The 21454-nt window shown below is 63.2% G+C and carries 20 protein-coding genes and 1 tRNA gene; 8 read left to right on the forward strand and 13 right to left on the reverse strand.

All coding sequences use genetic code 11. From position 1 onward, the window contains the following. Positions 1–17 precede the first annotated feature (17 nt). Both PCO31010_RS10575 and PCO31010_RS10580 read right to left on the reverse strand, forming a co-directional pair. Positions 18–785, reverse strand: coding sequence for an autoinducer binding domain-containing protein (locus PCO31010_RS10575; protein WP_150664256.1), 768 nt, complete (start codon positions 783–785; stop codon positions 18–20). Positions 786–933: 148 nt separating this feature from the next. Then, entirely contained in the window at positions 934–1827 is an 894-nt protein-coding gene (locus PCO31010_RS10580; protein WP_150664257.1) for a LysR family transcriptional regulator, read from the reverse strand. A gap of 175 nt (positions 1828–2002) precedes the next feature. On the opposite strand from PCO31010_RS10580, the gene PCO31010_RS10585 reads away from it, so the two are divergent. Continuing rightward, the gene (locus tag PCO31010_RS10585; protein ID WP_150664258.1) at positions 2003–3178 is read left to right on the forward strand and encodes an MFS transporter; all 1176 of its coding nucleotides are present in this window, start codon (positions 2003–2005) and stop codon (positions 3176–3178) included. On the opposite strand, the gene PCO31010_RS10590 is transcribed toward PCO31010_RS10585, so the two are convergent. Beyond that, positions 3078–4031 (reverse strand): LysR family transcriptional regulator, encoded by a 954-nt coding sequence (locus PCO31010_RS10590; RefSeq protein WP_150664259.1) that lies wholly within the window; start codon positions 4029–4031, stop codon positions 3078–3080. The genes PCO31010_RS10585 and PCO31010_RS10590 overlap by 101 nt on opposite strands. 202 nt (positions 4032–4233) lie before the next feature. On the opposite strand from PCO31010_RS10590, the gene PCO31010_RS10595 reads away from it, so the two are divergent. Further along, positions 4234–4833: a nitroreductase family protein gene (locus tag PCO31010_RS10595; RefSeq protein WP_150664260.1), complete on the forward strand. Its 600-nt coding sequence runs from the start codon at positions 4234–4236 to the stop codon at positions 4831–4833. Positions 4834–4953: 120 nt separating this feature from the next. Here PCO31010_RS10595 and PCO31010_RS10600 read toward each other — a convergent pair whose 3' ends face one another. From PCO31010_RS10600 to PCO31010_RS10610, 3 genes are read right to left on the reverse strand one after another with little or no spacing between them, the layout of a single operon-like run. Next, positions 4954–6393 carry an efflux transporter outer membrane subunit gene (locus PCO31010_RS10600; RefSeq protein ID WP_246184548.1) on the reverse strand — a complete coding sequence of 480 codons (1440 nt, stop codon included), beginning with the start codon at positions 6391–6393 and terminating at the stop codon, positions 4954–4956. A gap of 17 nt (positions 6394–6410) precedes the next feature. Next, positions 6411–9563, reverse strand: coding sequence for a multidrug efflux RND transporter permease subunit (locus tag PCO31010_RS10605; RefSeq protein ID WP_150664262.1), 3153 nt, complete (start codon positions 9561–9563; stop codon positions 6411–6413). A gap of 5 nt (positions 9564–9568) precedes the next feature. Next, complete coding sequence (locus PCO31010_RS10610; RefSeq protein ID WP_150664263.1) at positions 9569–10846, reverse strand: efflux RND transporter periplasmic adaptor subunit; 1278 nt, start codon at positions 10844–10846, stop codon at positions 9569–9571. Positions 10847–11164: 318 nt separating this feature from the next. Between PCO31010_RS10610 and PCO31010_RS10615 the strand changes: the two genes are divergently transcribed. Further along, the gene (locus tag PCO31010_RS10615) at positions 11165–12037 is read left to right on the forward strand and encodes a LysR family transcriptional regulator (protein WP_174984620.1); all 873 of its coding nucleotides are present in this window, start codon (positions 11165–11167) and stop codon (positions 12035–12037) included. 50 nt (positions 12038–12087) lie between these two features. Continuing rightward, positions 12088–12309, forward strand: coding sequence for an ankyrin repeat domain-containing protein (locus PCO31010_RS10620; RefSeq protein WP_174984624.1), 222 nt, complete (start codon positions 12088–12090; stop codon positions 12307–12309). 6 nt (positions 12310–12315) lie between these two features. On the opposite strand, the gene PCO31010_RS10625 is transcribed toward PCO31010_RS10620, so the two are convergent. Continuing rightward, complete coding sequence (locus tag PCO31010_RS10625; protein WP_150664265.1) at positions 12316–12774, reverse strand: YaiI/YqxD family protein; 459 nt, start codon at positions 12772–12774, stop codon at positions 12316–12318. A gap of 118 nt (positions 12775–12892) precedes the next feature. Here PCO31010_RS10625 and PCO31010_RS10630 point away from each other — a divergent pair, with 118 nt between their 5' ends. Continuing rightward, positions 12893–13318, forward strand: coding sequence for a GFA family protein (locus tag PCO31010_RS10630; protein ID WP_150664266.1), 426 nt, complete (start codon positions 12893–12895; stop codon positions 13316–13318). Between the two features lie 69 nt (positions 13319–13387). On the opposite strand, the gene PCO31010_RS10635 is transcribed toward PCO31010_RS10630, so the two are convergent. After that, positions 13388–14377 (reverse strand): MBL fold metallo-hydrolase, encoded by a 990-nt coding sequence (locus tag PCO31010_RS10635; protein ID WP_150664267.1) that lies wholly within the window; start codon positions 14375–14377, stop codon positions 13388–13390. 122 nt (positions 14378–14499) lie between these two features. Between PCO31010_RS10635 and PCO31010_RS10640 the strand changes: the two genes are divergently transcribed. Then, the gene (locus PCO31010_RS10640) at positions 14500–15513 is read left to right on the forward strand and encodes a LysR family transcriptional regulator (protein WP_150664268.1); all 1014 of its coding nucleotides are present in this window, start codon (positions 14500–14502) and stop codon (positions 15511–15513) included. 16 nt (positions 15514–15529) lie between these two features. Here the strand turns inward: PCO31010_RS10640 and PCO31010_RS10645 are convergent. Beyond that, positions 15530–15606 (reverse strand) — tRNA-Arg (locus PCO31010_RS10645). Between the two features lie 195 nt (positions 15607–15801). Between PCO31010_RS10645 and rocD the strand changes: the two genes are divergently transcribed. Beyond that, positions 15802–17007, forward strand: coding sequence for an ornithine--oxo-acid transaminase (rocD, locus tag PCO31010_RS10650; protein WP_150664269.1), 1206 nt, complete (start codon positions 15802–15804; stop codon positions 17005–17007). A gap of 35 nt (positions 17008–17042) precedes the next feature. On the opposite strand, the gene PCO31010_RS10655 is transcribed toward rocD, so the two are convergent. Next, positions 17043–17372 carry a DMT family transporter gene (locus PCO31010_RS10655; RefSeq protein WP_150664270.1) on the reverse strand — a complete coding sequence of 110 codons (330 nt, stop codon included), beginning with the start codon at positions 17370–17372 and terminating at the stop codon, positions 17043–17045. 255 nt (positions 17373–17627) lie between these two features. On the opposite strand from PCO31010_RS10655, the gene alaC reads away from it, so the two are divergent. After that, positions 17628–18845 carry an alanine transaminase gene (alaC, locus tag PCO31010_RS10660; protein ID WP_150664271.1) on the forward strand — a complete coding sequence of 406 codons (1218 nt, stop codon included), beginning with the start codon at positions 17628–17630 and terminating at the stop codon, positions 18843–18845. Between the two features lie 86 nt (positions 18846–18931). On the opposite strand, the gene PCO31010_RS10665 is transcribed toward alaC, so the two are convergent. The 3 genes from PCO31010_RS10665 to PCO31010_RS10675 are packed head-to-tail and all read right to left on the reverse strand — an operon-like array spanning position 18932 to position 21452. Continuing rightward, positions 18932–19345, reverse strand: a complete 414-nt coding sequence (locus PCO31010_RS10665; protein WP_150664272.1) for a PPC domain-containing DNA-binding protein — start codon at positions 19343–19345, stop codon at positions 18932–18934. Further along, positions 19342–19878 carry a PPC domain-containing DNA-binding protein gene (locus PCO31010_RS10670; RefSeq protein ID WP_246184549.1) on the reverse strand — a complete coding sequence of 179 codons (537 nt, stop codon included), beginning with the start codon at positions 19876–19878 and terminating at the stop codon, positions 19342–19344. The genes PCO31010_RS10665 and PCO31010_RS10670 overlap by 4 nt, the downstream gene beginning before the upstream one ends. Continuing rightward, on the reverse strand, positions 19875–21452 hold the full coding sequence (locus PCO31010_RS10675; protein ID WP_150664273.1) for an acyl-CoA synthetase: 1578 nt from the start codon (positions 21450–21452) through the stop codon (positions 19875–19877). The genes PCO31010_RS10670 and PCO31010_RS10675 overlap by 4 nt, the downstream gene beginning before the upstream one ends. Between the last annotated feature and the right edge of the window lie 2 nt (positions 21453–21454).

Below are 21454 nucleotides of genomic sequence, written 5' to 3' on the forward strand. Positions count from 1 at the left end.
TTTGGAAATGGATAACTTCAGGGAGAAATCAGACCGGTGCTGATCGCGGCGGCAATCGCCTGATGCCGGTTGACCGCGCCAAGTTTGCGCTTGGCGTTATTGATGTGAAACGTGACGGTGTGCTCGGAGATCTTCAGAATCAATCCGATTTCCCAAGCAGTCTTCCCGCGCGCCGCCCACAACAGACTTTCGATCTCGCGCGGGCTGAGCTTGCCGGTGCAACGACTGGCGACCCACTGCATGTCGAGTTGCTGAATCGCCTGATGGAAATACAGCGCCGTCAGATAGATTTCACCGACCATGCGCGCTTCGAGTTCGGCCGACTCTTCCGGCGATTTCGCAGTCGCCGCGCTGAAGATCGCCCGCTCGCCCGCAGCGCCATAGATAGGGATCGATACGCCGCTGGCCAGACCATGCGCTCTCGCGTCGGCAAAAATCGGATGCGGCCGCTTTTGCATGAGAAACGTGCGCCAGAGAATCGGCAGTGGCGACAGATTCGCCGCCACCAGCACAGGATCGACTTCAGCATATCCCGCGCTCTGATAGCGCTCGATCCAGGCAGGCGGAAACGTCGTGAAGATGTGACGGCTCGGCATGCCCTGCGCAGAAATGATCTGATCTTCCATCTGGAATGCGGCGGCTTCTCGCTCGCGACGCGGCAACAACGGAGCATAAAACAGCGCGTCGTATTCCAGCGTTTGCGTCAGCTTCTGAAACTCGGCGTCCAGCGCCTCGACCGAGCGGGCTCCCAGCAGCCCCTCATATCGATAAAGGTTGTGATGCATTGCGAGTTACACGTTCTCAATAATTGCCGGTTTGGATGCCGTTATTCGCGCATTGTAGTCCGAGCCTTGTGTTTTGCGGGGAGTAATTTTGCCCAATAAAACAACGACACTTTTTCACGTGGAGTGCGAATCATTTTCTCATTGAATTTCACAACACGCTGCCCAGCCCTTCCAATGCCGACAGGACTTTTCGCAATCCCGGCGTGAGCGGTTTATCCTGCCTGACGACAATCGCCAACGTTCTCGTTAGTTCCGGTGTGAGTGTCGATATACGCAATCCGCGTCGATGATGAACGGCATTCACCGACATTTTCGGCACGATGCTGTAGCCGAGTCCTGCCGCCACCATCTCTTTGATGGCTTCGATGCTGCCCAGCGCCATGACCGGACGCATGCGCAACCCGGCTTGCAGAAACCAGTCGTCGATTAGCAGACGGGTGCTGCTGCCGGATTCGAATGCGACCATAGGCGCGGCGGCCAACGTGTGCGGTGTGACTTCGTCGCCCCACGTGTTGTCGTTCGCCGGTGCTATGGCGACGAACTCGTCGCGCAAAACCGGCGTGACGTGCAGGCTGCGCCCCGCAGCGGGCAACGTCACGAGGCCGATATCGAGCCGGTTTTCCGTGACGGCTGCAACAACGTCGTCGGTATTGCCCGTGCTCACCCGGATGTCCAGTTGCGGATGCCGCTTGCGCATCGCGCGCAGCATGGGCGGCAGCAGGTGAATGCAGGCCGTCGCCCCCGTCCCGATAGCGACTTCCCCGGCCACACCCCGCGCGTGGCTCGACAACGCCTGCATCGCCTCTTCGACGGCGGCATCGATGCGGCGCGCATGTTCGAGCAACGTCAGCCCGGCCGACGTCGGCTTGAGCCGCTTACCCACCCGCTCTATGAGCCGCACGTTCAGGCGTTGCTCCAGTTGACGCACCTGAAGGCTGACGGCCGGTTGCGACAGGTCGAGACGCACCGCTGCCGCCGAGAAACTGCCAGCGTCAACGACTTCGGCGAAGGTATGCAACTGATCCAGATTCAGGCGTCGCATCTCAAAGTTTTCCTTATGAACCGGATAAGATGCCAAGACTTTACCAAGAGATGCGGCAGGCGCACCATGCAGAGTGTGGCGTCGGTCCGGGCGTCCTAACGCGCCAAAGCCTCGTCGACGTTTCGCGACGACGCCTGAATCCGGCCTGAATCCGGCCTTTTGCCCCCATATCGTCATGCCTCTCGTTCTCCGGCTCGGCCTCGCACAACTCATCAACTGGGGCGTGAGCTTCTATCTGCCCGGCGCCTTTGCGTGGCGCATCGCACGCGACACCGGCTGGGCGCAGACCTGGGTCTTCGCCGGTCCGTCGCTCGCCATGCTGGTGATGGCCGCCGTGTCGCCACTTTCAGGCCGCTGGCTCGAACGCATGGGGGGACGCCGCGTGATGTGCCTCGGCACCCTGATTTACGCCGCCGGATGCGCCACACTGGCCACGAGCACCACGCTCGCGCAGTTCTACGCCGCGTGGTGCCTGCTCGGCGTGGGCATGCGTCTGTCGTTGTACGACGCCGCCTTCGCCACGCTTGCCGCCCTCTACGGGCCCACCGCTCGCCGACCGATGACGCAGATCACCCTGATCGGCGGCCTCGCCACGACCGTCTTCTGGCCGGTAGGCAACTGGCTCGGAGACACATGGGGATGGCGACCAGGGGTGCTCGTGTATGGCGCATTCGGCCTGCTGGCGTGGGCGTTGCTGCGCAGCCTGCCGCCAACGCCGCCGCGCGCAACAGCCGCCGACGCCAGCAGCAAGACACGCGCCCCGTTGCCGTGGCGGCCCGCCCTGCTCTACGGCGCGATCATGGCGCTGGTCTCGATCCTGTCGTCGGGGCTGGCGGCCCACCTGACGTCGCTGTTGAGCGTGCAAGGGCTACCGGTCGGGCTCGCCGCGCTCTGGGGGCTGGGGCAGGTGTGTGCACGAACACTGGAGTGGCTTCAGCCGCGTCAGTCGAGCGCGGTGAATCTCAACGTGGTGGTCGGCTGCGGGCTGCCACTGTGCTTCGGGCTCGGATTGGCGGGGATGTCGTCCGTCATTGCCGCCGGGGTCTTCATCTTCTTCTATGGCGCACTGAATGGACTGGCGACGCTGCTACGTGCCAGCCTCCCGCTCGAACTGTTCTCGCACGAAGCCTACGCGCGGGCGCTCGGCACCTTGCTCACCCCCGCGTTCGCGGTCTCGGCCGTCGCCCCCTGGGGCTACTCGGTGGCTCGCGCACACTGGGGCGACGCAGCCATCCTCTGGGTGTCGCTGGTCATCGGCCTGCTGATCGCAGTGGCTGCGCTATCGCTGCGGCGTCTGGGGCAGACAGCGCCTGCTCCACAAATGTCCGAAGAAACTCGATCCATGTCTTGACCTTCGCGTCGAGGTACAGCCGCGACGCGTAGACCGCGTAGACATTCGTCCCCTGCAACTCGTAATCGGGCAGCACTCGCACCAGCGAACCGCTGCGCAGCGCCGAGAGTGCCGAGAGCAACGGCACCGGCCCCACGCCACAGCCGCTGATGAGTGCCGCCGCCAGCGAGTCGGCCGTGTTCACGCGCAGCCGCCCTGAGGGCACCGGCAGCTTCACCGCGCCGTCCGGGCCTTCGAAAAGCCAGTGATCGACGGAGTAATGCGGTGCGTTCAGGCGGACCTGCGTGTGCTGCGCCAGTTCGTCCAGCGAGCGCGGTGCACCATGCGCGGCAAGATACTGCGGGGCTGCGCACAGCACCGACGCCATCCGGCAAATCCGCGCCGACACCAGCCCCGAATCGGGCAACTGCGCCGTGGCGAGCCGCAGCGACACGTCGATGTTCTCTTCCAGCAGATCGGGCACGCGCGACGACAGCAGCAAGTCAGCCTCGACGTCCGGATACCGCTCAAGGAAGCGCGCCAGCGCGGGCACCACGAACACCTGTCCGAAGCTGGCTGGCGCGTGCAGACGCAGCGTTCCGCTGGGTGCGGCGCTCGCGGCCCCGGCTTCGGCCTCCGAGACATCGACCAGTGCGATGATGTCGCGGCAACGCTCAAGGTAGCGCTTGCCTGCGTCCGTCAGGGCAAGCTTGCGTGTCGTGCGATGCAGCAGCCGCGTGCGCAGGTGCGCTTCGAGTTCGGAGATGGCCTTGGACACTTGAGGCGTGGTCATGTCGAGCGCGCGCGCCGCACCGGCAAAGCTCGCGACGTCGGCCACGCGCACGAAGATCCGCATGTTCTTTAAGGTGTTCATGGAGGGCGATGATATCGCGGGACGGCGGTCGCACAGACGATGAAGCCACGGCGAGGACAAAGGCGTGCCCGCCGAGATAACCGCAAGTCATATGCACGTGCGGCGATATTCGTTGGGATCGCCCGTCGCGCAGGGTATCCTAGCGGCCCGATCAGAGGTATCTGACCGCACTGATTGCACTTTAGCCGACGAGACTATTCGCATGACCGATATCACCACCCGCCAAGCCGATCATCCTATCGACCCGCAATTCGTGGCCCGCTGGTCGCCCCGTGCGTTCAAGGACGAAACGATTCCCGAAGCCACCCTGTTGTCGTTCTTCGAAGCCGCCCGCTGGGCACCGTCGGCCTACAACGCGCAACCGTGGCGCTTTGTCTTCGCCCGCCGTGGCACGCCGCATTGGGACCAGTTCGTCGGCTTCCTCAATGAGTTCAACCAGACGTGGGCCAAGAACGCCGCCGCCATCGTCCTCGTGATCTCGAAGTCGACGCTCACGCCCCCGGGCAGCGACAAGGAAGTCCCGGCCCCGACCCACAGCTTCGACGCCGGTGCGGCGTGGGGCTACCTCGCGCTGCAAGCCTCGCTCTCGGGCTGGGCGACGCACGGTCTGGCCGGTATCGAACACGACAAGATCCGCAACGAACTCGATCTGTCGCCGAAGTACAAGATCGAAGCAGCCATCGCCATCGGCCGTCCGGGCGGCGACGTGAACGCACTGCCCGAAGGCCTGCGCGCTCGCGAAGTGCCGAGCCCGCGCGAGCCGATCGCGAAGATCGCTTCGGAAGGCCGCTTCGCGTTCTAACGCGCCTGCGCCTGTCGTCACCACGTGGCTGACGGCTACGCATGAAAAAACCCCGCCGGATCGCTAGACCCGGCGGGGTTTTTGTTTGACGGCAACCTAGCCGATCACGTTACGGTCGCGTCACGAGGCATCACTCTCCGGCTTCCATCCGCCACCCAACGCACGATACAGCGCCACGTGATTAACGAGCACCCGTTGCTTCACATCGATCAGTTGCTGCGCCGCGTGGAATTCGCTTCGCTGGGCGTCGAGCAATTCGAGATAGCTCGCCACGCCGTTCACATAACGACGTTTGGCCAGCCGCAGCCGCTCGCGTTCGCCATCGGACACACGCTTTTGTGCCTGATATTGACGCGAGAGCAGTTGCTGCGCTGTGAGCGCATCGTCGACTTCCGCGAACGCTGTCTGGATCGTGCGCTCGTACGAGACAACCGCCATCTCTTTGCGGACGTTCGCCAGATTGAGGCCCTGAATGTTGCGCCCGCCGCTGAAGATCGGCACGGTGATCTGCGGCATGAAGGACCACACGCCGGTGCCTGCGCCGAACAGATCGGAGAAGCTGGCGCTGGCGGTACCGATGTCGGTCGTCAGTCTGACCGACGGGAAGAACGCTGCACGCGCCGCACCGATATTCGCATTAGCTCCGCGCAGCTTCGCTTCGGCCTGACGAATGTCGGGACGCCGCATCAGCAGCGACGACGGCAAGCCCGCTGCGACCGGCACCACGAAAGCACCGTCGAGCGACGATGCCGCCGCAGGCTTCGCGCCGACGTCGCCAGTGAGCACCTGCAACGCGTGCACGATCTCGCTGCGCTGACGTTCACGTTCAGCGAGCGCCGCCCGCGCCACTTCGACCTGCGTCGTCTCCGTGTTCAGGTCGAGGTCGTCGACCAGTCCGCGCTCGGCGCGCAGACGAATGACGCGAATGCCGTCCTCACGCGCCGCCAGCACATCGCGGGCGTAAGCGATCTGCTCGTTCGCGGCGACCAGCCCGATGTAGGACGTTGCCACTTCCGCCACCAGACTCACTTGCGCCGCGCGTTGTGCTTCCTCGCTCGACAGATACTCCTGAAGCGCGGCGTCGCGCAGACTGCGCACGCGCCCGAAGAAGTCCAGCTCGAACGCACTCACGCCCACCGTCGCGCGCACGTCGTTGGCGACATAACCGCCCGGCATATTGCTTGCGCCATCGGGTTGCCCGGCCGAGCCGGAGTATCGCTGACGGGAGAACGCCCCGCCTGCCTGAACGCTCGGCAGCAGATTGGCCGACTCGATGCCGTACAACGCGCGCGCCTCCTGCACGCGCAGCGACGCCAGCCGCAAGTCGCGATTCTGTGCGAGCGCACGGCGAATCAGCGTCTGCAAGTCCGCGTCCGTGAAGACCTCGGCCCAATCGGCGTCGGCGGAGAGGGGATCAGCGAGTGCGAGATGCACACCGCTGCCTGTCGGCGCTTCGTACGTCGTCGGCATCGGCGCAGCCGGACGCTCATAAGTCGGCGCCATCGTGCATCCGGCCAGCAGCGCGAACAAGCACACGCCCGCCACAGTTATCCCGCGCATGCGGGGTCGAAACATCGTCATACCTTCCCCTCTACGGCCGGTGCGGCATCATTCGCGTCGTGCGGCGCATCCTTACCCGGATGCGAGCGGCGCACGAAGCGGCCCACCAGCAGGAAAAACAACGGCACCAGGAAGATCGCCAGCACCGTGGCCGTCACGATCCCGCCCAGCACGGCCACACCGATCGCGCGCTGCGCCCCCGACGCCGGGCCGGTCGCAATCGCCAGCGGCACCACGCCGAAGCCGAACGCCAGCGACGTCATCACGATCGGACGCAAGCGCAGTCGCGCGGCTTCCACTGCCGCATCGAACCATGTCATGCCCTGCTTCGCGAGATCGTTGGCCACTTCCACAATCAGAATGGCGTTCTTCGCCGACAGACCGATGGTCGCGATCAGGCCCACCTTGAAATAGATGTCGTTGGGCATGCCCATCAGACTCACGGCACCGAGTGCGCCGATCACGCCGAGCGGCACCACCATGATGACCGCCGCCGGAATCGCCCAGCTCTCGTAGAGCGCCGCGAGCGCGAGGAACACCACGAGCACCGACAGCGCGAACAGGATCGGTGCCTGCGCGCCCGACGCCCGCTCTTCAAGCGACTGACCGCTCCACTCGTGCCCGATGCCCGCAGGCATCTCCGACATCAGTTGCTCCATGCGCGCCATGGCTTCGCCGCTGCTCTTGCCCGGCGCCGATTCGCCCTGAAGCGTGAACGACGGATAGCCGTTATAGCGCTTTAACTGCGGCGAGCCGAGCTTCCACTTGAGCGTGACGAACGACGATAACGGCACCATCTCGCCACTGGCATTTCGCACGCGCAGATTGCCGATATCCTCCGGCGACACGCGCTGACGCCCGTCCGACTGCACGACGACGCGACGATTCTCGGCACCCAGCATGAAGTCGCCGACATACTCCGAGCCGAACATGGTGGCGAGCGTGGTGTTCACGTCGTCCATGTTGACCTTGAGCGCTTCCATCTTGCGACGGTCGATCGCGATGTCGATCTGCGGCACCTCGCCCTGCCCGGCAAAGATCACGTTCTTGAGCACGGGATCCTTGGCCGCCTTTTGCAGCAACTCGTCGCGCGCGGCGGTAAACACTTCCGTGCCGACACCTGCACGATCCTGCAAGCGCAGATTGAAGCCGTTCGACGAACCGAGTTCCGGCAGCGCCGGGCTGTTCATCGCGATCATCATGCGATCCGGCTGGCCGGTGAACTTCGCGTTCACGCGCTCGACGATGGCGTTCACGCCGTCATGCTTCGACGTGCGCTCGTGCCAGTCCTTGAGCGTGACGTACAACATGCCGCCGCCGGGGCCCGCGCCGAATTCGTTCCAGCCACCCAACACGAACACGTGCTTGACCGGCTCGTTCTGCATCAGATAGCTCTCGATGCGCTTGAGTGCCGTCATCGCCTCGGGCAACGTTGCGCCTTGCGGCTCGGAGGCCATCACCATGAAGCTGCCGGTGTCTTCCTCAGGCACGAAGGCCGACGGCAGACGCATGAACGCCAGCGGCACCGCGATCAGAATCGCGCCGTACACCAGCATCGAGCGCCACGGATGGCGCAGCGTCTTGTCGACCCGGCGCGTGTAGCGCTCGGTGCCCATCGCGAAGGTACGGTTGAACCAGCCGAAGAAGCCGCGCTTCTCGTGGTGGTCGTGCGCCACCGGGCGCAGCAACGTTGCGCACAGCGCCGGTGTCAACGAGAGTGCGAGGAATGCCGAGAAGCTGATCGACACCGCGAGCGTGACCGCGAACTGCCGGTAGATGTTGCCCACCGCGCCCGAGAAGAACGCCATCGGAATGAACACCATCACCAGCACCACCGTAATGCCGATGATGGCGCCGCTGATCTGCTTCATCGCCTTGACCGTCGCCGCGTACGGGGATAACCCCTCCTCGACCATGATCCGCTCGGTGTTCTCCACCACGACGATGGCATCGTCCACCAGAATGCCGATGGCCAGCACCATGCCGAACATCGTGAGTGTGTTGACGGAGTATCCGAGGCCCAGCAATACACCGAACGTACCCAGCAACGCCACCGGCACGACGAGCGTCGGGATCAGCGTCGCACGCAGGTTCTGCATGAACAGGTACATCACGATGAACACGAGCACGATGGCTTCGAGCAGCGTCTTCACGACCTTCTGGATCGACACCTTCACGAACGACGCCGTCTCGTAGGGCATCTGGTATTCGACGCCTGCCGGGAACAGCTTTGCCTGTTCGTCCATCACAGCGCGCACGGCCTTCATCACTTCGACGGCGTTCGAGCCTGCCGCGAGCTTGATACCCATCGCGGTGGCCGGAAGCCCGTCGACGCGCGACGAATAGTTGTAGTCCGACGCACCCAGTTCCACGCGCGCGACGTCACCCAGCCGGATGGCCGAACCGTCGGCGCGCACGCGCAACGGAATGCTGGCGAACTGCTCCGGCGTCGAATAGGTGGTGTCGGAGACGACGTTAGCGTTGATCGGTGCGGACGTCGGCGTCGAGCCAGCGCCGAGATCGCCGACCGTCACACGCGCGTTGTAGGCGCGCACCTTGGACACGATGTCCGAGGCGGTGAGATCGAGCGCGACGAGTCTGGCCGGGTCGGGCCAGATGCGAATGGCCTTCTCCGTCCCCCAGAACTGCACCTGACCGACGCCAGGCACGCGCTTGAGCTGGTTGACGACCTGCGACGCCGCCAACTCACCCAGATCGAACTCGCCGATGGCCGGATTGCGCGACGACAGTGTCACCACCATGTGGATGTTGTCGGCCGCACGTTCGACCTTCACGCCGTAGCGGCGCACGACTTCCGGCAAGCGTGACTCAACCGTCTTCAGCCGGTTCTGCACTTCCACGGCGGCCAGATCGAGACTAGTGCCCTGACGGAACGTGAGGTTGACCGACGACTCACCGTTACCGCTCGTGGCCGACGTGTACATCAGCCCCGGCGCACCGTTCATCTGACGTTCGATGATGGCCGTGACCGAGTCTTCGACGACCTTCGCCGAAGCGCCCGGGTAGCTGCTGTATACGCTGACCATCGGCGGAGCGATGTCAGGGTACTGCGCGACGGGTAGCGCCCGAATGGCCAGCAGGCCGACGAGCGTAATCATCAGAGAGATCACCCAGGCAAAAACCGGGCGATCGATAAAGAAACGAGCCATTTGGATTACGTCTCCGCATTGGAGGCCGGACTGCCGTTGCCCTGAGGCTTGGCGTCGGTGGACTTGGCGGTGTCTTCGCCAGCGTTCTTCACGTCCTTGGCATCTTTAGTGTCATTGCCTGCGACCTTGGTCTTGACCTTCATGCCGTCGGAGAACTGCGTCAGGTTCTGAACGATGACCTGCTCGCCGCCCTTGAGACCGTCCGTCACCAGCCAGTCATGACCTTCGATGGCATCGGCATGGACCTTGCGGTCGTGCACTTTGCCGTCGGCGCCGACCACACGGACGATGGCGCCCGCCGTCGTGCGCGTGAGCGCTTCGCGCGGCACACGCACCACGTTCGGGTTCACCGCGCCCTGCATGCGCACTTGTACAAACGCACCGGGCAGCAGCACGCCGTCCGGGTTCGGCAACAAGGCGCGCATGGCGATAGTGTCCGTGCCGGGGTCGACGGCCAGATCCGTGAAGAGCAGTTTGCCGGGCAAGGTGTACTCGCGCCCATCCGGCAGCGTGACGTGCACCTGCGGAGCGGCCGCCTCGTTGCCGTGCTCCAGCTTGCCTGCCCGCAGGTCGCGCGTCATCGCGTAGACCTGTGCGGCGGGCTGCGAGAAGTTCACGTAGATCGGATCGATCTGTTCCACCCGCGTGAGCAGTGTGGGCGAGTCGAGGCCGACCAGCGCGCCTTCGGTGACTTCCGCACGACGCACGCGTCCCGCGATAGGCGAGACGACGCTCGTATAGCCGAGGTTGAGTTCCGCTTTGCGTACTTCGGCGCGGGCGGCCAGCACTTCGGCACGCGTACGCGCTTCGGCGGCACGGGACTCGGCGTCTTCACGGGCGCTGATGGCACGCTCCTCAAGGAGACCACGATAGCGCTCGATCTTGTCTTTGGCGGAATCGTGTTCGGCTTGCGCCTTGGCGAGCGCACCGCGTGCGGCGTCGAGCGCAGCGGACAGCGGCTGCGGGTCGATGCGGAACAGCACGTCGCCCTTGGCGACCTTCTGGCCTTCCTGATATTTACGTTCCATGACGACGCCGCCCGCACGGGCGCGCACGTCGGCACTGCGGAACGCTTCGAGACGGCCCGGTTGCTCGGTCGTGAGCGGCTCGGCGCGACGCTCGACCGTGCGCACGACGGCCTCCGGTGTGGCGTCGGCTTCTTCCTTTTTGTCACGGCCAGAGCATGCGGCGAGAAGCAACACGCTGGCGATCAGAGTGGCGGAAACACCCGTCAGGACTCCGAAACGGGTACGGAGAGTTCGGTTATCGATTTTCGATGACATGTAAGCACGTTGGATTTACGACATCCGGTCAAGGGTGTCGCAACCGCGTTCGGTGCGCGGCGTCGAGCGACGGGCTGGCTGCAAGTGAGCCAGCGATGGGGGAGGACCGGGGGCCCCGCATCGCTCCGGAGACACCATGGGCGGCAGGTACGCGTTGCGCGAAGGAGGTCTATGCCCAAGACCACCGGACCGGGGGATCCGGTCGTCTGCCGCCAAGCCTATGTTGGCGTTTCAATCTGGCGTTTCATATTGGAGCTGCGCGATTCTCCCGCGAAATTGTTGTTAGAAAAAGTTGGAACCTATCTATAAAATGAATGGATGAACTGGACAATTGAACAATTGCGCTACTTTGTGGCGGCAGCGGAGGACGGCTCGATATCCGCTGCCGCCCGTCGTATGGGGAAAGCCCAGTCGGCGGTGAGCACGGCGATTTCGTTGCTCGAAGCGGATTTGGGATTTGAGCTATTCGACCGCAGCCGCCGAAACGCCCGCCTCACCGATCAGGGCGAGGTGATGCTGCTCGAAGCCAAGGAGTTGCTGCGGCAGGCCGAGGGGCTGAACCATCGGGCGAACGCGCTGGCGTTCGGCGAACAGCCCCAGTTGTCGCTGGCGCTGGACGAGGCGTTGCCGTATCAGGCCGTCAGCGAACTGGTGCGCGACCTCGCCTATCAGTTCGCCTACCTCGAACTGACGCTGCTCAACGGCACCTCGACGGAAGTCGCCGAGTACGTGGAGAAGCAGCGCGCGGATATTGGCTTTCACGTCGACCGTGGCGCGATTTCGTCGGCGCTCGGCCACAAGTACATCGGCTCGGCCGTGCAGGGCGTGTTCGTGGCAGGCGACCATCCGCTGGCCTATCGCGATCAGGTCACGCGCGGGGATCTCGCGAAATATCGTCAGATTCTGTTGCAAATGGACGACATTACGCCGTTGCAACTGAGTCCGTCGATCTGGCGGGCGGACAGCTCCTACGTCATCGCCAGCATGGTTGTGGACAAGCTGGGCTGGGCGGTGCTGCCGATCGATATTGCGGAATACGAAGATCTTCATGAACTTCGCTGCGACGATCTCGGTCTTCCTCAGTTACCGGTACGCATGCTCTGGCGGTTCGGTCGCGAACCCAACGATGTCATGCGCTGGTGCGAAGCACGTTTTGCCGAATTGCTGCGTGCGAGTGCGCCACAAGCGTGAGTTTGCGTGACAGGCAAGCAACGGCTTACGGAATCGCGGATTGCCACTCGTTGCTCAATCTGCGCGCCCACGGCGAGACACCGATGTTCTACGCCGCACGACTGCAACGGCTCGCCACGCTGCGTCTGCTGATCGATGCAGGTGCGGACCCTGCGATTGCCGACGACCGTGGCCGGGATTGTGTGGACATCGCCCGCGAACGGAAGCTGCCGAGCGATATCTTGGAGATGTTGGTGGCGTTGAAGGCGCGCATGCCTCGCGCAGAGGACTGACGACGCCTAACGAGGTGACTGACGCAGACGTGCCAGAAAGCGGTCCAGCTCACCGGCAAACGCCTTGCCGTCGCGCGGACTGAACGGGGCGGGACCGCCGGTCTCGATCCCGGCGGAGCGCAACTGGTCCATCATGTCGCGCACGGACAGGCGCTCTTTGATGTTCTCCGGCGTGAACCAGCTCCCACGCGGGTCGAGCGCACGCCCGCCCTTCTCGATGACCGCCGCCGCGAGCGGAATATCGGCGGTAATCACCAGATCCCCGGCTTCGACCATCTCAACGATACGCGCGTCCGCCACATCGAACCCCGGTGGCACCTGGATCGATTTGACGAACGGCGACGGTGGTGTGCGCAGAAACTGGTTCGCCACCAGCGTCACCATCATTTCTTCACGCTTGGCCGCGCGGAACAGGATGTCCTTGATGACTGCGGGGCAGGCGTCGGCGTCGACGAGGACTTGCATTTCAGGACTTTTCCGGGAGAGAGGCCGCCATGATACGGCAAGGCGAGACCGTCCCCAGTGATGGCCAATGTTAGACTCTGGCGCGACGCCGACCAACGGCACGCTTAGCGAGAGACTCATGTCACTGAATGTCACGTGTTTATGCGGAAGTATGTCCCTGGATTTGCATGGCAGTCCCGCCGCGCGGGCGAACTGCCACTGTTCGTCATGCCGGGACTTTTACGGCACGTCGGTCTTTTCCGCGACGGCGTGGGCGTCTGAGGCGGTCAGCGTTGGCGAGCGGGCCGGACGCACGTTCAAACATCCGGAAAAGCAGATGACGAAGACGTTCTGCGACGTCTGCGGCGAAGTCGTCTTCGGCACCAATCGCCTGGGCATGCGCGTGGTGCCGAACGCCCTCACCGCCCGCGCGACCGGCGGAAAGCTCGACGCCGCACTCGCGCCGACAATGCACCTGTTTTACCGGGAGCGCGTGGTGGATGTCGTCGACGACTTACCGAAGTACCTCGACGGCTGGGACGGCCCCACTTACGCCGCGGCGTAAGGTCTCCCGACGACGACAACGTGCAGCGCGGACATTCGGCCCCTGAGCCAACACGGCCATGCCCCACGCTCAGGTCCGCGGCTCCTGTTGTCTGACTTCTGGCGAATACGGGGCTTGTGTGACGCCGTGGTCATTGATATCAAAGGTCATCAAGTCCTCTCCAATGACGAAATTCCCGCGATAGGCCGCCTGAACGCGCTCACGCAACTCATCCACGGTGGCACGCGGAATGTCCGGACGGCTGTAAAGTGAAATGTGGGCAAACACCGCCAGCTTAGGTTGGGCTTCCGAAAGAATGCGACCCGCACTCTCCGGGCTGGCGAGATATCCGTAAAAGTGATTGACGTAGTCCGGTGCGGCCCGTTCGAGTGCGCGACTGCCAATGGCGACGCTCTGAACCATGAGGTCGGCATGCTTCGAATGTGCGACAAGGTTTTCGGAGTAAGTCGTGTCGTCGGTAATGACAACGGCGTGTCCGCCGTATTCGATGCGGTAACCGAAATCCGGTTTGACATGACCGTGCTCGATCAGGAAGGCCGAGACCTTCACCCCATCCTTTTCATAGACGATCCCAGGCTCGACTCGCTTTGCGTGGATATGCGTCGCCGGCTCGACCACCTCGCCTTCCAGCATTCGCATCCGGTTCTGGTCCTTGAACATCAGCTCGATGCCACGCGCCACGTTGTCGATGCCATCGGGTCCAAACAGGGTCATCGGCGTTTTGAGACGTCCGTCATCGGTCGGAAGCGGCGCGGTGGCATAAAGGTCGGGCAGCCCGGTGATATGGTCTGAGTTCAACAGACTGATGAAGACGGCGGAGATGTCACGCAATGGAACCTGCCGCTGATGCAGGCGCATCGCTACGCCCCGGCCGGCATCGAACAGCAGCTTTTGTGTACCCGCCTCCACAAGCACGCTGATCCCGAAGCGATTGATGTTCAGTATCGGTGTGCCGGTGCCGAGAAGCGTGACGCGCATCGTTTCAGCACTCGCCGAGGTACTCCCTATTGCGCTCAGCAGCGCCAGGATCACGCCACATTTTCGTAGCATCTTCTGCATACGGGGTCTCCGATTGGTTTGATTTATCGAACTATTTGCGCATGTAGAATTGCACGACCCATCCGCGCGTCAGTAATGCTTTCTTTTTGGGGACTGATAACTTCGCGATATCAGGGTATTCCATGCCACCAGTCATAGAACGACATCTTCTCGCCCGCCTGAGGGCACGACATCTGGCATTGCTTGTCGCACTGGCAGATACGCTCAGCATTCACCGTGCGGCCACGCGTCTTCACATGACGCAGCCTGCCGCGAGCAAATCGCTTCGCGAGTTGGAGACGCTGTTCGGCACACGATTATTTGATCGTCATCCACGAGGACTCAGGCCCACCGCTGCGACCCAGATCGTTATCGATCGTGCGCGGATTATGTTGACTGAGATGCAAAAGCTCGGCAGCGATCTTGAACTGATCTCCAACGGTGCCCTCGGAAAAGTTCGCGTGGGCATCATGCCGGTCGCGATTCCCGATTTTCTGAGCAAAGTGCTGACGCACTTATCGAAGAATGCGCCCGGCGTAGTGGCGGAGTTTCATGAAGGGTCGATCGACTGGATGCTCGGCGGATTGGCTCAGGGCAAGCTCGACTGCGTTGTCTGTCGACTAGGCGAAGGGACTGCAGCGACCCATTTTTGTCGGGAAGCGCTGTTCGAGGAGAGCGTTTGTATCGTCGCTCGTCATCACCATCCTCTGGCCCGGCGTAAAAAGATCACACCGGCGATGCTTGCATCCGCCGACTGGATATTCCCGGGCGGCGATGCACCATTGCGGACGTCGATCCGGCAATTCTTCGCCGACCATCTGACGACGGTCCCGATACCCAGGGTGGAATGTGTCTCGGTGCTTGCGAATCTGCAAATGCTGCAGGACACCGATTGGCTCGCCTTTCTTCCCCGGCCGATTGCCGTCCAATATCAGCGGCTCGGCGTCATCGCCATCCTGAACGCACCGGGCGAATGGCCCATGCCAGCCGTGGGTCTTGTGACGCGCGCGGAGACAAATCAAACGCCAGCGCTGGACGCGTTTGTAAGCGCTGTACGGCACGTGGGGGCCGACATCGCCACAATACGCGCGAAGGCCGACTCGTCAGACCACGACAGTACCGGGAATACACGACAGGCCAGACGTCGGCCAAGTTGAAGCACGTCAAATTTGCTGGCCTGCCCAGAGGGATTCGAACCCCCGACCGTCGGCTTAGAAGGCCGATGCTCTATCCAACTGAGCTATGGGCAGTGCGTGATGGCGGCGATCGAGTATCGCTGCCGGAGAGACTCGGGGGGCTGAGTGCACGTGAAACGTGCGCCACATCCGAGTAATCGGCGATTATAGCGCACGTACAGGCCAGTTTCATGCGCGGCGCTTCGGGAGTTGTCCCCTTTGCGTGCCATCTCGTTCGCATCTAGACTTCAGGTGTGGAGGAACGCGCTCATGAACGAGATCGAACGCGAACAACGCTTTGGTGCGCACAACTACTCACCCCTGCCCGTCGTGCTCTCGCATGCCAAGGGCGTCTGGGTCTGGGACGTCGAGGGCAATCGCTATCTCGACATGATGAGCGCCTATTCCGCCGTCAGTCACGGGCACGCGCATCCGCGTCTCGTCGCCGCGCTCACCGCGCAGGCGCAGCGCCTCGCCGTCGTCTCCCGTGCCTTCTACACCGACCGCCTCGGCGCTTTTCTCGAACGCCTCTGCGATCTCACCACGCTCGGCGGCGCCCTGCCCATGAACACCGGCGCGGAAGCCGTCGAAACCGCCATCAAGGCGGCGCGTCGCTGGGGCTACAGCGTCAAGCGAATTCCCGCCGAGCGCGCCGAAATCATCGTCGCCGACGGTAATTTCCACGGGCGCACCACCACCATCGTCGGCTTCTCGTCGGAACCCGCCTATCGCGCTGACTTCGGGCCGTTCGCACCCGGCTTCATCCGCGTGCCGTATGGCGACATCGACGCCGTGCGCGCCGCCATCACCCCCAACACCTGCGCCGTCCTGTTCGAAACCATTCAGGGCGAAGGCGGCATCGTCGTGCCGCCCGACGGCTTTCTTCGCGGACTGCGTCAACTGTGCACCGAGCAGAACGTCCTCATGCTGCTCGACGAAATTCAATCGGGTCTGGGACGCACCGGCCGATGGTTTGCCTATCAGCACGAAGGCATCGTGCCGGACGGCATCATGCTCGGCAAAGCGCTTGGCGGCGGCTTGCTGCCCGTGTCCGCTTTCGTCGCGCGACGCGACGTCATCGACCTGTTCGAGCCGGGCAGCCACGGCTCGACGTTCGGTGGCAACGCGCTTGCAGCCACCGTCGCGCTCGAAGCGCTCGACGTCATGGCCGACGAAGACCTACCGGGCAGAAGTGCGGAAATGGGCGAATACCTGCTTTCGCGCCTGCACGCGATTCATTCGCCGCTGATTCGGGAAGTGCGCGGACGCGGCCTGTGGGCTGGCATCGAAATCGATCCCGCTCGGGCCGACGCGCACGACCTCTCGATGCGGATGCTAAGACGGCGCGTACTCGCCAAGGAAACCCGCTCGACAGTGCTGCGTCTCGCGCCGCCACTCGTCATCGAACGTGCGGAAATCGACAGTTGTATCGGCGCGCTCAAGGCGGTGCTGGCCGAAGCCGAAGGGGATCGCTGAGCCACGTCTCAATGACATCAATGGCATCAATGACCTCAATGCGCCGACGACTTCGACCAGAGATTCATTACCAGTACCCCGGCGATGATGAGCGCCATACCGAGCAATGCCGGTACGTCGAGTTTCTGACCGAAGAGCACGCGTGACGCAATCGAGATGAGAACGATACCCAGTCCCGACCACATCGCATAGGCGATGCCCACCGGGATCGTGCGCAGCGTGAGCGACAGCATGTAAAACGCAATGCCATACCCGACGACGACCAGCGCCACCGGACCGACGCGTGAGAATCCGTCGGATGCCTTCAATGCCGACGTCGCAATCACTTCCGCCACGATTGCCACCAACAGGTACACGTACTCCATCGACACTCCTTTCGCTTTCGCGCTGCCCGGTTCAAGGCCGGTCATCTTAACCGACGGACTTGCTCAGCGCCGCTCACGTCGCGCGTCCTCCTGTGCAACACACTGTGCCCGAAGGCGCGTCCCCCCCATTGCAAAATTCGCTTGCAAGAATGTCTTGCCAAAGCGCCCGACGCCGCGCTACAGTCGCCGTCACGGTGTGGCCAGCACACCGGCGTCGCTCGGACGGTTCCGGGCGCTTACGTTCCAGGGTTCAACATGTCCAGCTCTCAGGGCTCGCGCAGCTTTGCGCGCATCAATCGTCTTCCCCCGTACGTTTTCAACATCACCGCCGAACTGAAGATGGCCGCGCGCCGTCGTGGCGAGGACATCATCGATCTGTCGATGGGTAACCCCGACGGGGCCACGCCGCCGCATATCGTCAATAAGCTCGTCGAAGTCGCACAACGTCCCGATACCCACGGCTACTCGACCTCGCGCGGCATTCCGCGCCTGCGTCGCGCCATTACGCGCTGGTACAAGGACCGCTACGACGTCGAACTCGACCCCGAGCGCGAAGCCATCGTCACCATCGGTTCGAAGGAAGGCCTCGCCCACCTGATGCTCGCCACGCTGGATCAGGGCGACACGGTGCTCGTGCCGAATCCGTCCTACCCGATTCACATCTACGGCGCAGTGATCGCCGGTGCGAACATCCGCTCCGTGCCGATGACGCCCGGTATCGACTTCTTCACCGAACTCGAACGCGGCATTCGCGAAAGCCATCCGAAGCCCAAGATGGTGATCCTCGGCTTCCCGTCGAATCCTACGGCGCAATGCGTCGAGCTGGAATTCTTCGAGCGCGTTGTCGATCTCGCGCGCAAACACGACATTCTCGTGGTGCACGATCTGGCCTATGCCGACATCGTGTATGACGGCTACAAAGCGCCGTCCATCATGCAGGTACCCGGCGCGCAGGACGTCGCCGTCGAATTCTTCACGCTGTCCAAGAGCTACAACATGGCCGGGTGGCGTATCGGCTTCATGGTCGGCAACGCGGAACTGGTCGCGGCACTCGCGCGCATCAAGAGCTATCACGACTACGGCACGTTCACGCCGGTTCAGGTCGCAGCCATCGCCGCACTCGAAGGCGATCAGACGTGCGTCGAGGAAATTCGAGAGCAGTACCAGCGCCGCCGCGACGTGCTCTACAAAGGACTGACGGAAGCAGGCTGGGCGGTCGATCTGCCGAAAGCGTCGATGTACATCTGGGCACGCATTCCCGAACCGTACCGTGCGCTCGGTTCGCTCGAATTCGCCAAGAAGCTGCTCGCGCAGGCGAAGGTGTCGGTCTCGCCGGGCATCGGCTTCGGCGAGTATGGCGACGAATACGTGCGCTTCGCGCTGATCGAAAACGAGTCGCGCATCCGTCAGGCCGTGCGCGGCATCAAGCATATGTTCCGTGAAGACGGGCTGGTGCAGCCGGTCACCGCATAACGATAACGGTAGCCGTCGAGTACGACGAAAAAAGGGGGACGCATCGGATGCGTCCCCCTTTTCGCTTTCTGCCACCGCTTACACGCTCAGGCTGGCAACCACTCCTGCAACGTCACCTCGATGGTGATAAACGAGAGATTGCCGCCGCGCACGAAGCGTCCCGCAAACATGCGGCCTTCGGTGTCCGCCACCATGCCGTGCAGCATCGGCATGGCACTCGCTGCCCCAGGACGCGCATCCACCTCGCCGAATACATTGAGGATCTCCACCCCTGGGCCGTTCACCACCTGCTCGCGCCAGCCGTCGCCAGCGCGAAACGCCAGCCTCGCATCGATCAGACTCCCGACCGCACCACGCACAATCGCGCGCGCAATCGAATGCTCGGCGCACAGCGCTTCGATGCTTTCCGTCAGATCCTGATTCGGCTTCAGACGTGCCACCACCAACCTGCCCAACGTGCCATTCTCGATGGCGACGGGAACATCCAGCGCGACACTCATGACAGTTCTCCCGCCACCGGACGCAACAGATGAAACCGCGTCTCCTCGTCGTCCCCCGTCACGTAACCGCCGTGCGCAAAGAGACAAAGACGAATCACCACCGGCTCGTCTCCGGCCCACGTGTGATCGAGAATCAGATGTCCGCCATGCAACTCGCCCGACGGATCGGAAAAGCCCGCATGGCAGTGCATCAGCGTCGCGCCGTCGGCCGTTCGGCCCACGGTAATCGCGCCGCCGATCAGATCGACTTCGCGCATCTCGTCGACCGGCTGACCATAGCCGAAGGGACGATCCGCATCCGTCGTGTTCTCGATCATGTGGTACCGCAGACCTCGCGCGGTCCCCGCACAGAAACGCCCGACGCCGCCGCCGTACGCATAGCGGGATAACGCCGCGCGCAAAGCCTCGCCGAGATTGGCACCAGTCCGGATCGTCACGCGCAGTTCGTGCTGCCCGCTCAACACGCAGTCTTCCACACGGGGTAACGTGGGGGCGCCAGCATGTCGATAGACCCGTGAAAGCGCAGGTTTCATAGTCGATAGTCTCCTTGCTCTTCGAGCATCGTCTTGATTTGCTTCTTCACGATCTTGCCGTAGCCCGATTTGGGCATGGCACTCCAGAACACGAAGCGACGCGGCCACTTGTAGCGGGCAATACGCGCTTCGAGATGTCCGAGCAGTTCATCGGCCTGAGCGGCCATGCCTTCCCGGGCGACCACCACCGCGAGCCCGCTCTCGCCCCACTTGGGGTCGGGCACGCCAAGCACCGCGCACTCCGACACGCACGGATGCGTGAGCAGCGCTTCCTCGATCTCGCGCGGGTAGACGTTCGAGCCACCCGAGATGTACATGTCCGAGGCCCGGCCCGTGATGTACAGGAACCCCTGCGCATCCACATGACCCAGGTCGCCGGTGTGGAACCAGTCGTCCTTGAACGCCTTGGCGTTGGCGTCCGGATTGTTGTGATACCCCATGAAGACGGCCGGACCGCGCACGCAGATTTCGCCCGACGCAAACGCCGGCTGACGCTGCCCCTGCTCGTCCAGAATCGCCACCTCCATACCGGTGCGCGGCACCCCGCACGTGCCGACGCGTGCATCGGGCGCATCGTCGTCATCGCTATGCAGCCACGGCGGCAGCACCGTGATGTTGCCCGTCACCTCGCCCAGTCCGTAGTACTGCACCAGCACGCGGCCCAGCTTCTGCAACGCGTACTTCTGATCGGCGCGGTACATTGGCGCGCCCGCGTAGATCACGAAACGCAGCGAGCTATGGTCGTAGCGATCCACCGCCGGATCTTCCACCAGCATCTTGACGATGGTCGGCACCGTGAACATGTTGTCGACCCGATGGCGCTCGATTGCCTGCCAGACCTGTTCCGCGTCCATCTTCTCGCCCGGCAGCAACACGCTCGCCGCACCGCGCGCCGTGTTGACGATGGCATGAATGCCCGCGCCATGCGAGAGCGGGGCGACGACCATCGAGCGGCTGCGATACGTGATGCCGGGCATCAGATCGGCCAGATGGTTGGTGACGACGAACGCCATCTGCCCATGCGAGAGTACGCCCGCCTTCGGATGGCCGGTTGTGCCCGAGGTGTAGAAGAACCACAAGGGATCTTCGTACTCCACCTCCTCCTCGTACCCGTCTGCGCCCATGTGTTCGGCAACGAGCGTCTCGTAATGCAGCTCGCCCGCACGCGGCGCACCGAGGGCGATGACGTGTCGCAATGCGGGCGACGCCGCCCGTACCGCATCGACGTGGCCTTCGAAACCCGCGTCGTAAATCATCACGCAAGCGCCGCTCGACTGCCCCAGATACGCCGCTTCGGGGGCGGTGATGCGGAAGTTCGTCGGCACCCACACGGCCCCGAGGCGAAACGCAATCCACGCGCTCTCGAAAATCGGCAGGTTGTTACGCGAATGCACGAGCAACTTGTCGCCCTTCTTCACGCCGAGCTTGCGCAGCGCGTCGACGGCAGCGTTCACGCGGGCGTCGATCTCGCCCCACGTCGCTACGTTGTCGCCGACGATCAGACCGGCTTCGTCCGGGTGCCGGCGTGCGACGTCGGCCAACAGCCGGCCGAGGTTCATAACCTTCTTGAGCATTT

Source organism: Pandoraea commovens, assembly GCF_902459615.1.
In the GTDB taxonomy this organism is placed as follows: domain Bacteria; phylum Pseudomonadota; class Gammaproteobacteria; order Burkholderiales; family Burkholderiaceae; genus Pandoraea; species Pandoraea commovens.

Excerpts from the sequence above, each read along its gene's own strand:
- PCO31010_RS10575 (WP_150664256.1), bottom strand. The coding sequence starts at position 785 with ATGCATCACAACCTTTATCGATATGAGGGGCTGCTGGGAGCCCGCTCG.
- PCO31010_RS10655 (WP_150664270.1), bottom strand. The coding sequence starts at position 17,372 with ATGGAGTACGTGTACCTGTTGGTGGCAATCGTGGCGGAAGTGATTGCG.
- PCO31010_RS10670 (WP_246184549.1), bottom strand. The coding sequence starts at position 19,878 with ATGAAACCTGCGCTTTCACGGGTCTATCGACATGCTGGCGCCCCCACG.
- PCO31010_RS10615 (WP_174984620.1), top strand. The coding sequence starts at position 11,165 with ATGAACTGGACAATTGAACAATTGCGCTACTTTGTGGCGGCAGCGGAG.
- PCO31010_RS10625 (WP_150664265.1), bottom strand. The coding sequence starts at position 12,774 with ATGCAAGTCCTCGTCGACGCCGACGCCTGCCCCGCAGTCATCAAGGAC.
- PCO31010_RS10595 (WP_150664260.1), top strand. The coding sequence starts at position 4,234 with ATGACCGATATCACCACCCGCCAAGCCGATCATCCTATCGACCCGCAA.
- PCO31010_RS10640 (WP_150664268.1), top strand. The coding sequence starts at position 14,500 with ATGCCACCAGTCATAGAACGACATCTTCTCGCCCGCCTGAGGGCACGA.
- PCO31010_RS10610 (WP_150664263.1), bottom strand. The coding sequence starts at position 10,846 with ATGTCATCGAAAATCGATAACCGAACTCTCCGTACCCGTTTCGGAGTC.
- rocD (WP_150664269.1), top strand. The coding sequence starts at position 15,802 with ATGAACGAGATCGAACGCGAACAACGCTTTGGTGCGCACAACTACTCA.
- PCO31010_RS10605 (WP_150664262.1), bottom strand. The coding sequence starts at position 9,563 with ATGGCTCGTTTCTTTATCGATCGCCCGGTTTTTGCCTGGGTGATCTCT.
- PCO31010_RS10585 (WP_150664258.1), top strand. The coding sequence starts at position 2,003 with ATGCCTCTCGTTCTCCGGCTCGGCCTCGCACAACTCATCAACTGGGGC.
- PCO31010_RS10665 (WP_150664272.1), bottom strand. The coding sequence starts at position 19,345 with ATGAGTGTCGCGCTGGATGTTCCCGTCGCCATCGAGAATGGCACGTTG.
- PCO31010_RS10600 (WP_246184548.1), bottom strand. The coding sequence starts at position 6,393 with ATGCGCGGGATAACTGTGGCGGGCGTGTGCTTGTTCGCGCTGCTGGCC.
- PCO31010_RS10630 (WP_150664266.1), top strand. The coding sequence starts at position 12,893 with ATGTCACTGAATGTCACGTGTTTATGCGGAAGTATGTCCCTGGATTTG.
- PCO31010_RS10675 (WP_150664273.1), bottom strand. The coding sequence starts at position 21,452 with ATGCTCAAGAAGGTTATGAACCTCGGCCGGCTGTTGGCCGACGTCGCA.
- PCO31010_RS10635 (WP_150664267.1), bottom strand. The coding sequence starts at position 14,377 with ATGCAGAAGATGCTACGAAAATGTGGCGTGATCCTGGCGCTGCTGAGC.
- PCO31010_RS10580 (WP_150664257.1), bottom strand. The coding sequence starts at position 1,827 with ATGCGACGCCTGAATCTGGATCAGTTGCATACCTTCGCCGAAGTCGTT.
- alaC (WP_150664271.1), top strand. The coding sequence starts at position 17,628 with ATGTCCAGCTCTCAGGGCTCGCGCAGCTTTGCGCGCATCAATCGTCTT.
- PCO31010_RS10590 (WP_150664259.1), bottom strand. The coding sequence starts at position 4,031 with ATGAACACCTTAAAGAACATGCGGATCTTCGTGCGCGTGGCCGACGTC.